Genomic DNA, 14193 nt, shown 5'->3' on the forward strand with positions numbered 1-14193 from the left:
GACAAGTTTTTTATTCATTTTCAAAAATAGGGGTTAAAGCCTTATACTATAAGGCTTTAACCCACTTTATAGCAACTATTTTGTCTATTACACCAATTATTGGCAAAGTCAATAAGCAAAAGTGCGGTAGATTTTACCGCACTTTTTTATTTTAGCCGGCTGTGGATTAATCTAAATCCACCGGTCGTACAATTTCACTTGGGTAGCAACCCAACACTTTCAAATAACGGCAATATTCTTGCAATTCTTCTAAGGCGTGTTTTGTATCGGGGTGATTGATATTGGCTTCAATTTCCAAATAGAACATTTCTTGCCAAGGCTCGCCGTAAATCGGGCGGGATTCCAATTTAGTTATATTGATTTCGTGTTTTTTGAATACCAATAATGCATCCACCAAAGAACCGGCTTTTTGTCCGGTTTTCATTAATAATAAGGTTTTGGTCGGAATTTGCGGAGAAACGGTAACTGCTTTTTTCGCTACTATAATAAAACGCGTAATATTATTGACTTGATTGGCAATATCGGTTTTTAGCACATGCAAACCATATAAGTTACCGCCGTCTTCATTACCAAGTGCAGCGATATTCGGTCTGTTTAAACTTGCAACCAGTTGCATTGCATGGGAACTGCTTTCGCAGTATTCAATATGCACACGATTTAAAGTTTGAATAAAACGGCTGCATTGTTGAATCACTTGCGGGTGACTGTATAAAGTATCGATTTTGCTTAAATCATCTTGTTCGGACACTAAAATGCAATGTTTGATTGGATAAGCCAGCTCGCCTACTAATGCCAATTCGGTGTGTTGCAACAAGTCATACACTTCGTTGATGGAGCCTGATGTCGTATTTTCCAAAGGCAAAATACCATAATCCGCTTCACCACTGACTACTTTGTCAAACACTTGATTGAAAGATTCGCAACTCAATTCGATCATTTGCTCTTGATAACGGGTAGCATAACTGCGGGCTGCCAAATGAGAATAAGAACCGCGTTTACCTAAGAAAGCGATGTGGATATTTTGTTCCCGTTGTTCGTTAAGTTTCTTTTGTAAATAGACTTGCTGAGTCAATACGGAATCTTCAATAATTTTTTGGAAAATATTGGTGATGTATTGCGATTCTAACTGATAATTTTCGTTTTCTGCAAATTGTACTAATTCTTGCAGAAGTTGTTGTTCGCGTTCCGTATCACGCAATGGTTTTTGCGTGATTTCTTTGCTGCGTACCACATCAAACGCTAAGCGATGACGTTCGGAAAGCAATTTCAGTAAACTGCGATCGATTTGTGTGATTTGTTGTCGGATTTCGGAGAGATCTAATGCCATTTGGGTTCCCAATCATAAAAAACAGATTGGGAACATTGTAGGGGAGTCAGACGAAATACTCAAGTGCGGTAAGAAATTATCTTATTTTTCAGATAATGGAAATCCGCCTAAGGATTTTAGTCTGTTCACCATAAAACAAAATAATTCGGCAGTACGTTCCGTATCATACAAAGCAGAATGTGCCTGTTTACCGTCAAATTCGATTTTTGCCGCTTGGCAGGCTTTCACCAGCACCGTTTGACCGAACATAAAACCGCTGAGTGTGGCGGTATCAAAAGTTGAAAACGGGTGAAACGGATTCCGTTTTGCTCTCACTCGTTCTGCCGCCGCCATAATAAAGCCCTGATCAAAAGCGGCATTGTGAGCCACCATAATAGAACGTTGGCAGTTTGCCTCTTTTTGTGCTTTGCGGATCATCTTAAACATTTCGGTAATCGCAATATTTTCCGACACTGCACCACGCAGCGGATTATCAATATCGATCCCGTTAAATTTCATAGAATCGGGATTAATATTCGCACCTTCAAAAGGGTGTATGTGAAAATGACATTTTTGATCGGGAACCAACAAACCGTTTTCATCCATTTTAGTGGTGATAGCGGCCAGTTCCAATAACGCATCAGTTTTACTATTTAACCCGGCAGTTTCCACATCAATAATCACCGGGAAGTAGCCGCGAAAACGGTTTTTTAGTAAATTATAATCAAGTGTTGTTTGTTCGGACGATTGTTCAGACATAATTTGAATAACTATAAGAAAGTCGGGTTAACACAATAACCCGGCATTTTAACTAACAAGATTAATTGCCAAGTGCATCTTTGGCTTGAGAATTTTCAATAAATTCGATTTTATAACCGTCAGGATCTTCTACAAAGGCGATTACGGTTTTGCCACCTTTTACCGGCCCCGGTTCACGGGTGACTTTACCGCCCGCTTTCGCAACGGCTTCGCAAGTGGCATAAATATTATCCACGCCAATAGCAATGTGACCATAGGCCGTACCCAATTCATATTCCGTTACGCCCCAGTTATAAGTGAGTTCAATCACTGCGGTTTTATCTTCGTCATCATAACCTAAAAATGCTAAAGAATATCTGTATTCCGGGTTTTCGTTGGTACGCAATAAACGCATACCCAATACATTTTGATAAAAGCCGATTGAACGTTGTAAATCCCCCACTCGCAACATAGTATGTAAAATTCGCATAATGTATTCCTTTTTATTGAGAAAAGCTATCGGAATTATGGCATAATTCCCGCAATAAATCAGTTACTTTATGAAGGAAGTTATGTCAGACGAAAAAAATACCGTACCCTTGACCGCACTTTTGAGCATTTTGCCGGTAATGTTGGTTTTTTCTATGGATTATTGGTTAATGGGGCAGGCGGGGAATTTAGGATCGCATTTTGCTTTTGCGGTCTTAGTGACACAATTATTATGTCAAATTGCGTTTTTTTACGGTGAAATTTGCCAGGGGCAACGGGGACGGTTAGCCATTGTAAATTTATGCTGGCTCGGTTTTTGGGGCGGATTGTTCGCCGTAAATTGGCTCTTGGCAACTCATAGCCTATTATTATATTTATTAGTGGTATGTGGATCTTTATTAACTTTATCCGGTGCAGTACATCGCAAAAATGAAGTTGTTCGCACGCCATTTTTGATTGGCGGATTTATTGTCGGTGGTGCGGGTTTGATTTTATATTTGGTCATGTTGTTCGGTTTATCTGATGTCAATATCGTGCGTTACAATTTGATCAGTCAGATATTCACTGCAATTTTATTAGCCTATCTGGCATTAATTATCAGTCGCAATCGTTTGCAAGGTTTTATTGCATTGATGCCAATGTCCTTTATTGCGGTATTATTGCTTAATGCCGTGGTGATTTTGATTTGGGCTGGCGTTATGCATTTCAGCGGCGCAACATTACAAAGCGGACTGGCGGTTTATTTTGTGTTACATTTGATTTTATCCGCAGTGTTTATGCAACCGATTTTACGGCAAACCAAACTTAGCTATACGCCGTTAGTGTTTGCCTTATGTGTGGCGTTGAGTTTACCCGTTTTTATTTCAGTTTCTTGACTAAACGGACAGTTTCAAACTTTCTCCCGTAAACGGGAGAGGTTTTTTCATTAATATGAAGTTAATCATATAAACTTGGTGCATTTTCATCCGGTTGATTCTTAAAGCGTCGATGCATCCACATATATTGTTCCACGCCTTTTAAGATCTCTTTTTCAACTATTTGATTCATCCGTATAGCAATATCGGTTTCATTATCTAAATCCGAAAAATCTACCGGCTCGGAGATACTTAAGGTATAACCGGAATTATCGCGGTTACGCAAAGGCGAAAAAGGAACCACTTTGCAATTGGGTACAGATTTTAATAAATAATATGAACCGGTTGTGGTACAGGCATCCGGAACAGCAAAAAACGGCACGAATACCGCATTTTTTCTACCATAATCGTGATCCGGAGCATACCAAATCATATCGCCTTTGCGTAAGGCCTTGATCATGGCCCGTAAGTCCTTGCGATCAATCATATCTTTATTAGAACGCATTCTGCCGCGTATTTGCAACCAGTCAAATACAGGATTGTCGTTGGGTCTGTAAACGCCGATACCTTGATGTTGAAGGCCGACCATTCTTGCTCCTAATTCAAGGGTAAGAAAATGCACACCCACTAATAAGATACCTTCCTGTCGATGATTCAGCAGATTATCCAAACCTTCCACTTTGTACCATTTACGCATCCGTTCGTCCGACCAGAACCAAGCCATACCGGTTTCGATGATGGCCATTCCGACGGCTTTTAAATTTTCTTGCAAGATAGCGTCGATTTTTTCCGGCGGCAAATCAGGAAAGCTTAATTCTAGATTACGACGAGCAATTTTAGCACGGCGTTTTCCCACTTTAAGTTTGGTAAATAATAATCCCAAGCCGTGACCGATTTTCAACAAAACGGGATAAGGTAATAATACTATTAAGCGCCATAATCCCACTGCAAGCCAAAAGCCCCAATATTTAGGAGCAAGAAATGATTTTTGAAATTTAGGTAATTTTTCGTTCGTCATAATTTAATTTTCCATCATCAAGTGTGGGTTATTTTAACGGAAATTTAGATAAATTTCATTTTGAATATGTTTAATTATGGTAAAATCCCCCAAAATTATAAATTAGTCTGCGATAAAGGAAACAGCAATGGCTCAATATTCAGCACATTTTAATCAAGCAAAAGTATTAGTGTTAGGTGATGTGATGCTCGACCGCTATTGGTTCGGTTCCACTAACCGTATTTCTCCGGAAGCGCCGGTTCCTGTGGTAAAAGTTCAACAAAATGAAGAACGTGCAGGTGGTGCGGCCAACGTGGCAATGAATATCGCCGCGTTAAATGTACCGGTACAATTGCTCGGATTAACCGGTCAGGATGAAGCCGGAACGGCATTAACTCAATTACTGGCAAAGCAAAAAATTGATTGTAATTTTGTGCAATTAGAGACTCATCCCACCATTACGAAATTGCGTATTCTTTCTCGCCATCAGCAATTATTACGCCTTGATTTTGAAGAAGACTTTAATAATGTAGTTAATTCCGATTTATTACAGAAATTACAGGCGGTAGTCAAAAATTACGGTGCATTGATTTTATCGGATTATGGTAAAGGCACGTTGAATCAAGTACAACAAATGATCCGAATTGCCCGAGCGGCGAATGTGCCGGTGTTAATTGATCCGAAAGGTACGGATTTTGAAAAATATCGCGGAGCGACGTTATTAACGCCAAATTTATCTGAATTTGAAGCGGTTGTAGGAAAATGTCAATCGGAAGATGATTTAATCGCAAGAGGATTGAAGCTGATTTCCGACTACGATTTGACCGCACTTTTAGTAACCCGTTCGGAAAATGGTATGACGTTATTACGTCCGAATCAGACCGCATTTCATTTACCGACGGTTGCTAAAGAAGTGTTTGATGTGACCGGTGCGGGCGATACGGTAATCAGCGTATTGGCTACGGCATTGGCCGATGGCAGAGCGTTTGAAGAAGCCTGTTATTTGGCAAATGTGGCGGCAGGCATTGTAGTGGGCAAATTGGGTACGTCAACAGTTTCAACAGTGGAATTGGAACATGCTATTCACGGTCGTACCGAAACTGGTTTCGGTGTGATGGCAGAAAAAGAATTGAAAGCGGCGGTCGCCCAAGCAAAAGCCCGCGGTGAAAAAATTGTGATGACCAACGGTTGTTTCGATATTCTGCATCCCGGACATGTTTCTTATTTAGCCAATGCCCGCAAACTCGGTGATCGTTTAATTGTTGCGGTGAACAGTGATGATTCCGTTAAACGCCTGAAAGGTAAAAGTCGTCCGATCAATGATTTGAACGCTCGAATGGCAGTGCTTGCCGGTCTTGCCTCCGTGGACTGGGTTGTTCCGTTTGTAGAGGATACTCCGCAACGTTTAATCGGTGAAGTATTGCCGGATCTTTTGGTCAAAGGCGGAGATTACAAACCGGAAGATATCGCAGGCAGTAAAGAAGTGTGGGCAAACGGCGGCGATGTTAAAGTATTGAATTTTGAAAATGGTTGCTCAACCAGTAATGTGATTAAAAAAATTCAATCACTGGAATAAATTGTCATTAAACTGTCATATTTCTTTGTCACAATAAAGCCGTATTTCATTACGGCTTTTTGTTTATAAGGAAAAATTATGAATCAATTTGATGTAATTGGGCTTGTATATTGTCCTATGTTGTCTAAACGCGTTTACGCGAAAGTAAAAGATGCGGAAAATAACGGCGTTTTTTTGGTTGCCGCAGCTCGTTTACGCAAAATTAAAGAACGTGAAGTATCGCCGGGAGAACCGCATGAAGTAGCCGGGATTTGGTTTTTCGATAACGGACGAATCGGTGGTAGTTTAATGCACGTACAAGACTGTCGACAGTTTTTTGATGCCACTGAAAAAAATGCCGATTTGTTAAATCAACTGCACCAACGTTCGCCGGAAAATGGTTTTGAACCGAGCGGACAATATGAAAATTTAATCGGGCATTACGATAATTGGAGAATAGTACCTTAATTGACCTTTCAACATAAATGCGATTGTAGTTTTAGGCGATTGATTTTTATCACTCGCCTTTTTTTATAGAAAGTGCGGTCGCTTTTGTCAAATTTTTGTTAAATTCAGTCTTTTCACCTTGCCAAAGTCACTCCATTTAAGAGATAATAACGAGTATTTTTTAGTATTTGGATACGAAAAAATACTCATGGTTGATGAGTTTATCACTCGCAATGCGGCATTGGGCATAAGACATTGAATATCAACTTTATTTTTTGATTTAAGCAAAGCAGTTGCTTGCAGAATTTTTGAATTCCATCATTTTTGTTTTATTGAAATTTTATTGGCAAATGCCGATTTCAGTAACGTTATCAATGCACCCAGCACGAGATAATCGTGAGATTGACTTTAGCGACAGACACGAGGTCGATAACGAAGCCCCAAACTATTTGTTTAAATTATTGATAATTAATAAAAATAATTGAGAAAAACACAATGAAAAGAATGTTAATCAATGCAACTCAAAAAGAAGAGTTGCGTGTTGCGTTAGTCGATGGACAACGTTTATTTGATTTGGATATCGAAAGTCCGGGTCACGAACAGAAAAAAGCCAATATTTACAAAGGAAAAATCACCCGTGTCGAGCCAAGTCTTGAAGCGGCATTTGTAGATTATGGTGCCGAACGTCACGGCTTTTTGCCTTTAAAAGAAATTGCCCGTGAATATTTTCCTGAAGGTTACGCATTTCAAGGCCGTCCGAACATTCGCGACATCATTAAGGAAGGTCAGGAAGTTATTGTTCAAGTGAGTAAAGAAGAGCGTGGTAACAAAGGTGCTGCGTTAACAACTTTCATTTCTTTGGCCGGCAGTTATTTGGTAATCATGCCGAATAATCCGCGTGCCGGCGGCATATCCCGCCGTATCGAAGGGGACGAACGTCTGGAATTAAAAGAAGCGCTAAGTTCACTTGAAGTGCCGGATGGTGTAGGTCTTATCGTGCGTACTGCCGGGGTAGGCAAATCACCGGAAGAGTTGCAATGGGACTTAAAGGTGCTATTACACCATTGGGAAGCAATTAAACAAGCCTCTGAGAATCGTCCCGCTCCGTTTTTGATCCATCAGGAAAGTGACGTGATCGTGCGAGCGATCCGCGATTACTTGCGTCGTGATATCGGTGAGATCTTAATTGACAGTCCGAAAATTTATGAAAAAGCGAAAAATCATATTAAATTGATCCGCCCTGATTTCATCAATCGTGTGAAATTATATCAGGGCGAAGTACCGCTTTTCAGTCATTATCAAATCGAATCGCAAATTGAATCCGCTTTCCAACGCGAAGTGCGTTTACCGTCCGGCGGTTCCATCGTGATTGATGTGACCGAAGCGTTAACCGCTATCGATATCAACTCTGCACGTTCAACCCGTGGCGGTGATATTGAAGAAACTGCACTGAACACCAACTTAGAAGCAGCGGATGAAATTGCCCGCCAATTGCGTTTACGTGACTTAGGCGGTTTGATCGTAATCGACTTTATCGATATGACACCGATCCGCCATCAACGCGAAGTGGAAAACCGTATGCGGGATGCGGTACGCCAAGACCGTGCCCGCATCCAAATCAGCCGTATTTCCCGTTTCGGCTTATTGGAAATGTCCCGTCAGCGTTTGAGCCCGTCATTAGGTGAAAGTTCTCATCATATTTGCCCGCGTTGTCAGGGAACGGGTAAAGTACGCGATAACGAGTCCTTGTCTTTATCTATTTTGCGTTTATTGGAAGAAGAAGCGATTAAAGAAAACACCAAGAAAGTACATACTATTGTACCGGTGGAAATTGCCTCTTACTTATTGAATGAAAAACGTAAGGCCATTTACAGTATTGAAAAACGCCACGATGTGGATATTGTCGTTGTGCCGAATGAAGCGATGGAAACCCCGAACTTCAGCGTATTCCGTATGCGTGATGGAGAAGACAGCAATATTTTAAGTTACAACTTGGCAAAATTGCACCAAGAGCAGGAAGATAGTTTTGTTGCGGAAGAATCTTTGGTTTCCCGCAATATTGATCAAGCCGCGGTAAGCACGGAATCTGTGATGGAAAGTGCGGCGGTTTCTTTGGATATTTCAACTCCGGCACCAAGTCCGGTAGAGAAAAAAGCGGAAGAAAATAAACCGTCTTTGATCGCACGTATCATTGCTGCGATTAAAGGTATTTTTGCTTCCGAACCTAAAGTTGAAGAAAAACCGAAAACAAAAAACAATCAAAGTAATCGCAATCGTCGTAATAATCAGGAACGTCGCAATCAACGCCGTTCACGTAATGAGCGCAATAACGATAATACGGAACGTGATGAGCAAGCCTCAACAAAAGAAAGCAAAGCGGAACAACAAAATAATCGTTCACGCAATGCGGATCGCAAACGTAATAATCGCAAAGCGGCGAATTTGGTTGATGAAAATATTGCAGATGTTCAAGGCGAGAGCGGGCAAACCGCAGTGACTCGTGTTGTGGAAGAAGTGATACAAGTCCGTCGTCCTCGTCGTGATTTACGCAAAAAAGTACGTGTGAATGTAAACGAAAACGATGAAAGTGCGGTAGAAATCAGCGAAAAATTTGAAGCTGTTGAAAAAGCAGATGTTGTGGCTAAACCGATTGATACTGTTGCTGAAACGAATGTAACCGAAGCGGTTGCTGAAAATACGGATAGTGCCGTACAAGAAACCGGGACGGAAAAATTACGGGATAACAATCGCAATTCCCGCCGTTTACCGCGTCATTTACGTGTGAGCAATAATCAACGTCGCCGTCGTGCAAAATCGCCAATGCCGTTATTTGCAGCAGTCGCCTCACCGGAATTGGCCAGCGGTAAAGTGTGGGTGAGTTTAGATAATTCTCAACCGACAAAAGAAAATAACTTTATGTCGGTGGATGAAATGTTGGAGCAACAAGGTCATAAGATCGATGTCGTTGCCGCAACACCGGCAACAGAAGTAGTCGTGGAACCGGATAATGCTTCACGCCCGTTAGGTATGTTTGTTTCTCAACCGGCTAATGAATCTGTGGAGAAAAAAGTTCAAGAGTCTTTACAGAAATTAAATCAAACCGATATAGCCGCTCCTGTGAATACTGTAGCTGAGGCTGCAACGCAACAGATTGCTGAAATTGAGCCGGTCGAAGTAGTGGCTGAAATTGCTCAGGATGATGTGACTAAATCGATTGAAACATATCAAAGCAAGTATCAGTTTAATGGTCGCGTAGGAACATTCTCTGCGGTACAACATACTAAAGTGGCAATGACTTTAGCCAAAGCCGCCGATGAAGTAAATGAAGCCTTTCCAATCGAACAATGGAGAGAATCCCGTTATTACTTCCACGGTAAAGGTGCAGCGGGTCATCACAGTGCCATCAGCCATATTTTTGCCGAACCGACGCAGGCGAAAGCAGAGTAATTGGTCAAACCTCTCAAAAACGCTTACTGTAAAGTAAGCGTTTTTTATGGAAACAACGAAAGTGCGGTCATAATTTGAAATGTTTTTATGTCTAAAGTTTTCTTTAAGAAAGATCAAAATTTCGCTAAAATATACCGCACTTTATTTGCTTATTTATCTAAAAACAACAAGGAATTCTAATGTCAACAGCACCGCGTTTTGTGCATTTGCGTGTACATAGTGACTTTTCAATGATTAATGGTATTGCGAAAGTGAAACCGTTGGTGAAAGCCTGTGCGGGCAATGACATGGTGGCAATGGCATTGACGGATTTTACTAACTTTTGCGGTTTGGTGCGGTTTTATGGCGAGGCATTATCTGCCGGCGTGAAACCGATTGTCGGGGCGGATGTGCTGGTAAAAAGCAAACTTTGCGGTGATGAGTTATTTGAACTCACCTTGTTGGCAAAAGATAATATCGGTTATAAAAATATCACATTATTACTTTCCAAAGCCTATCAACGCGGTTATGAAGAGCTGCCTTTTATTGATCAGGAATGGTTGATCGAATATGCCGAAGGCGTGATTGTGTTGTCTGGCGGTCGCAATGGTGATATCGGCAAAAAATTGTTGAAAGATCATCTTGCAGAAGTGGAAAGTGCGGTCGGTTTTTATCAAAAATATTTTCCGGATCATTTTTATCTCGCCCTTACGCGTACGGGGCGTAGCGAAGAAGAACGTTATATCGGTTTGGCATTGGAACTGGCAAAAAAACATCACTTGCCGTTGGTAGCAACCAATGATGTGTGTTTTTTAAAAGAAGATGATTTTGAAGCACACGAAATTCGCGTTGCGATTCATGACAGTTTTACTTTAGATGATCCGAAACGCCCTAAATTATATAGCAGTCAACAATATTTCCGCAGCGAACAAGAAATGTGTGAGCTGTTTGCCGATATTCCGTCGGCGTTAGAAAATACGCTGTTAATTGCACAACGTTGTAACGTGACTATCCGTTTGGGTGAATATTTTTTGCCGCAATTTCCCACCGGTGATTTAAGCACGGAAGACTTTTTGGTTAAAAAATCCAAAGAAGGTTTGGAAGAGCGTCTGAAAGTGCTATTTCCCGATGAAAAAGAACGGTCGGAAAAACGCGGAGAATATGATGCACGCTTGCAGGTTGAACTAGATGTGATCAACCAAATGGGGTTCCCCGGTTATTTCTTAATCGTAATGGAGTTTATTCAGTGGTCGAAAGACAATGGTATTCCGGTTGGTCCGGGACGGGGTTCCGGCGCAGGTTCGTTGGTGGCCTACGCATTAAAAATCACCGACTTGGATCCGTTGGAATTTGATTTGCTATTCGAGCGTTTTTTAAATCCTGAACGGGTGTCCATGCCGGACTTTGATGTGGATTTCTGTATGGACGGGCGAGATCGTGTGATCGATCATGTAGCGGAAATGTATGGACGCGGGGCGGTATCGCAAATTATTACTTTCGGTACTATGGCTGCGAAAGCCGTGATTCGTGATGTGGGGCGAGTATTAGGACATCCTTACGGTTTTGTGGATCGCATTTCCAAATTGATTCCGCCGACACCGGGAATGACATTAGCCAAAGCCTTTGAAGAAGAACCGCAGTTGCAGGTAATTTATGACGCCGATGAAGAAGTGAAAGCCTTGATCGACATGGCTCGCAAGCTGGAAGGTGTTACCCGTAATGCGGGTAAACATGCGGGTGGTGTTGTGATATCACCCACCTTGATTACGGATTTTTCACCGCTTTATTGCGATTCCGAAGGTCAGCATCCAGTCACTCATTTTGATAAAAACGACGTGGAGTATGCGGGCTTGGTGAAGTTTGACTTTTTAGGCTTGAGAACGCTCACCATTATTAAATGGGCATTGGATATGATCAATGAACGTATGGAGCGCGAGGGCAAACCGCATATAGATATCAGTGCCATTCCTTTAGATGATGACGCGTCATTTGAATTGTTGCTGAATTCTGAAACGACGGCAGTATTCCAGCTGGAATCTCGCGGTATGAAAGATCTTATCAAACGCCTGAAACCGGACTGTTTTGAAGATATTATCGCGTTAGTGGCGTTGTTCCGTCCGGGACCCTTGCAATCCGGTATGGTGGATAACTTTATTGACCGTAAACACGGACGGGAAGAAGTGGCTTATCCGGATTCGCAGTATCAGCATGAATCCTTAAAACCGATTTTAGAACCGACCTATGGCGTTATTGTTTATCAAGAACAGGTCATGCAGATTGCACAAGCTTTAGCGGGTTATTCATTAGGTGGGGCGGACTTATTACGTCGTGCCATGGGTAAGAAAAAGCCGGAAGAAATGGCGAAACAGCGTTCGGTGTTTGAACAAGGTGCAATTGATAACGGTATTGACGGCGAATTGGCGATGAAAATCTTTGACTTGGTAGAGAAGTTTGCTGGTTACGGTTTTAATAAATCCCACTCGGCTGCTTATGCTTTGGTATCTTATCAAACCTTATGGTTAAAAGCCCATTATCCTGCGGAATTTATGGCGGCGGTAATGACTTCAGAAATGGATAATACGGATAAAATTGTCGGTTTGTACGATGAATGTTTGCGGATGGGATTGAAAGTCACACCGCCGGATATCAACAAAGGTAAACATCATTTCAGTGTCAACGAACAAGGTGAAATCGTTTATGGTATCGGCGCTATTAAAGGCGTGGGTGAAGGACCGATTGAAGCCCTGATTGCAGCTCGTGAACAGGGCGGAATTTTCAAAGATTTATTTGATTTATGTGCCCGTGTGGACTTGAAGAAAATCAATCGGCGTACTTTTGAAAGCCTGATTATGTCTGGTGCTTTCGATAAGTTGGGGCCGCATCGTGCAGCATTATCAAAAAATTTAGAAGATGCATTGAAAGCCTCTGATCAACACGCTAAAGATGAAGCTGCGGGGCAAACCGATATGTTCGGTGTGCTCACCGAGACCCATGAAGAGGTCGAAATTGCTTATGCCAATACACCGAAATGGTCGGAAAAAGTGATTTTAGACGGTGAGCGGGAAACGCTGGGGCTCTATTTAAGTAGCCATCCTATCAGCCGTTATTTAAAAGAGCTTTCTCATTATAGCCCGACTCGATTAAATGAATTAGCACCTAATTTTCGCGGACAAGTAAGTACAGCCAGTGGTTTGGTGGTGGCATCGCGTTTTGCAGTGACGAAACGCGGCAGCCGTTTAGGAATTGCGACACTGGATGATCGCTCCGGCAGATTGGATGTAACATTATTTTCGGAAGCATTGGAGCGATTCGGGGAGAAGCTGCAAAAGGACAGCATTGTCATTGCCACGGGACAAGTGAGTTTTGATGATTTTTCTCAAGGATTGAAAATGTCGGTGCGTGAATTAATGACATTAGACGAAGCCCGTAGTCATTATGCAAAAAGCTTGGCAATCAGCTTAACGCAAGAACAAATTAATAAAAAATTTATTGCGGATTTTAAAGATATTATCACGCCTTATATTGGGGGAAGTTTGCCATTACATATTTACTACCAAAGCCCGCAAGGCAGAGCATTGGTTAAATTCGGTGTACAATGGTATGTGAAACCTACGGACGAATTATTAACTGCACTGAGCGATAAGCTGGGAGAAAGTGCGGTAGAATTAGAGTTTGAATAGCGAAGAGGGGAAAATTAAAAATTTTCCCCGTTTTTCACCGCACTTTTACTGAACGGTGACTCTTTTGGGTTTCATTTGGTGGATAATGCTTGTCACCGTGCCGATAATCGGCAATATTTTCCAATTACGGGTTTTGATATTCGCCGCTTTATAATCCAGTGCCATAAAAACGTATTCGCCGTTTTGTTGAGCAAAAAACTCGTAAATTTGAAATTGTTCGTTTTCTTCCAATACGACTAAATCACCGACACTAAGCTGTTCGTTTTTTTCAATTACCAACATATCACCTTGTTCGATTCCCCAAGCGATCATATTCGGATTATTGACTTGAATAAAACAAGTCTGTTGCGGACGTTTTATACAATATAAATTGAGATCAAGTTTATATTTTGCTACGCCTTTTTTATTTTTATTGCTTGTGTATTGGTGACGATCATCATAAAAAGGTAGCGGATGATAAGAAAAATAATGGTGAGAATCTGCATTTTGTATGGTATTTAAACGGTTCATCGTATTTTCCTTAAGGTTAATTAGTGATTAAATTTTCATGCTGATTTTTATACAGGTAAATATACTGGTATTACATACAGTTTGTCAACAGATATTTTTGATCTTTTTTTGTAAATATCTGATAGGAATAGTATTGATGATAAAATACAATAGTTTAGTAATGGGATATTGGACCGGCTGTATGAGCTAAA

Annotated in this window: 10 protein-coding genes; 5 read left to right on the top strand and 5 right to left on the bottom strand. The window is 41.3% G+C overall.

All coding sequences use genetic code 11. From position 1 onward, the window contains the following. Positions 1-166: 166 nt before the first annotated feature. From EDC44_RS00005 to gloA, 3 genes are all read right to left on the bottom strand, one after another. Entirely contained in the window at positions 167-1327 is a 1161-nt protein-coding gene (locus EDC44_RS00005; protein WP_131974103.1) for a chorismate mutase, read from the bottom strand. A gap of 81 nt (positions 1328-1408) precedes the next feature. Then, positions 1409-2074, bottom strand: coding sequence for a ribonuclease T (gene rnt / locus EDC44_RS00010; protein WP_131974105.1), 666 nt, complete (start codon positions 2072-2074; stop codon positions 1409-1411). Positions 2075-2126: 52 nt separating this feature from the next. Next, positions 2127-2534: a lactoylglutathione lyase gene (gene gloA / locus EDC44_RS00015; RefSeq protein WP_131974107.1), complete on the bottom strand. Its 408-nt coding sequence runs from the start codon at positions 2532-2534 to the stop codon at positions 2127-2129. An 82-nt stretch (positions 2535-2616) separates the two neighbouring features. On the opposite strand from gloA, the gene EDC44_RS00020 reads away from it, so the two are divergent. Continuing rightward, positions 2617-3408, top strand: a complete 792-nt coding sequence (locus tag EDC44_RS00020) for a hypothetical protein (RefSeq protein WP_131974109.1) — start codon at positions 2617-2619, stop codon at positions 3406-3408. Between the two features lie 61 nt (positions 3409-3469). Here the strand turns inward: EDC44_RS00020 and EDC44_RS00025 are convergent, their stop codons facing one another. Beyond that, on the bottom strand, positions 3470-4405 hold the full coding sequence (locus EDC44_RS00025; RefSeq protein ID WP_131974111.1) for a Kdo(2)-lipid IV(A) acyltransferase: 936 nt from the start codon (positions 4403-4405) through the stop codon (positions 3470-3472). 127 nt (positions 4406-4532) lie between these two features. Here EDC44_RS00025 and hldE point away from each other — a divergent pair, with 127 nt between their 5' ends. From hldE to dnaE, 4 genes are all read left to right on the top strand, one after another. Further along, positions 4533-5960 (top strand): bifunctional D-glycero-beta-D-manno-heptose-7-phosphate kinase/D-glycero-beta-D-manno-heptose 1-phosphate adenylyltransferase HldE, encoded by a 1428-nt coding sequence (hldE, locus tag EDC44_RS00030; protein WP_131974113.1) that lies wholly within the window; start codon positions 4533-4535, stop codon positions 5958-5960. Positions 5961-6038: 78 nt separating this feature from the next. Then, a complete protein-coding gene (locus tag EDC44_RS00035) occupies positions 6039-6407 on the top strand; it encodes a hypothetical protein (RefSeq protein ID WP_131974115.1) in 369 nt (122 codons plus the stop codon). A gap of 474 nt (positions 6408-6881) precedes the next feature. Continuing rightward, a complete protein-coding gene (gene rne / locus EDC44_RS00040; RefSeq protein ID WP_131974117.1) occupies positions 6882-9833 on the top strand; it encodes a ribonuclease E in 2952 nt (983 codons plus the stop codon). Positions 9834-10012: 179 nt separating this feature from the next. Next, a complete protein-coding gene (gene dnaE, locus EDC44_RS00045; protein ID WP_131974119.1) occupies positions 10013-13492 on the top strand; it encodes a DNA polymerase III subunit alpha in 3480 nt (1159 codons plus the stop codon). A 45-nt stretch (positions 13493-13537) separates the two neighbouring features. On the opposite strand, the gene EDC44_RS00050 is transcribed toward dnaE, so the two are convergent. Next, on the bottom strand, positions 13538-14002 hold the full coding sequence (locus tag EDC44_RS00050; protein WP_131974121.1) for a LexA family protein: 465 nt from the start codon (positions 14000-14002) through the stop codon (positions 13538-13540). Positions 14003-14193 lie beyond the last annotated feature (191 nt).

It is taken from the genome of Cricetibacter osteomyelitidis (assembly GCF_004340985.1).
GTDB lineage: Bacteria > Pseudomonadota > Gammaproteobacteria > Enterobacterales > Pasteurellaceae > Cricetibacter > Cricetibacter osteomyelitidis.

What these genes read in the sequence shown, in the direction of transcription:
- EDC44_RS00005 (WP_131974103.1), bottom strand. Translation starts at nt 1,327, where the DNA reads ATGGCATTAGATCTCTCCGAAATCCGACAACAAATCACACAAATCGAT.
- gloA (WP_131974107.1), bottom strand. Translation starts at nt 2,534, where the DNA reads ATGCGAATTTTACATACTATGTTGCGAGTGGGGGATTTACAACGTTCA.
- EDC44_RS00020 (WP_131974109.1), top strand. Translation starts at nt 2,617, where the DNA reads ATGTCAGACGAAAAAAATACCGTACCCTTGACCGCACTTTTGAGCATT.
- EDC44_RS00025 (WP_131974111.1), bottom strand. Translation starts at nt 4,405, where the DNA reads ATGACGAACGAAAAATTACCTAAATTTCAAAAATCATTTCTTGCTCCT.
- hldE (WP_131974113.1), top strand. Translation starts at nt 4,533, where the DNA reads ATGGCTCAATATTCAGCACATTTTAATCAAGCAAAAGTATTAGTGTTA.
- EDC44_RS00035 (WP_131974115.1), top strand. Translation starts at nt 6,039, where the DNA reads ATGAATCAATTTGATGTAATTGGGCTTGTATATTGTCCTATGTTGTCT.
- rne (WP_131974117.1), top strand. Translation starts at nt 6,882, where the DNA reads ATGAAAAGAATGTTAATCAATGCAACTCAAAAAGAAGAGTTGCGTGTT.
- dnaE (WP_131974119.1), top strand. Translation starts at nt 10,013, where the DNA reads ATGTCAACAGCACCGCGTTTTGTGCATTTGCGTGTACATAGTGACTTT.
- EDC44_RS00050 (WP_131974121.1), bottom strand. Translation starts at nt 14,002, where the DNA reads ATGAACCGTTTAAATACCATACAAAATGCAGATTCTCACCATTATTTT.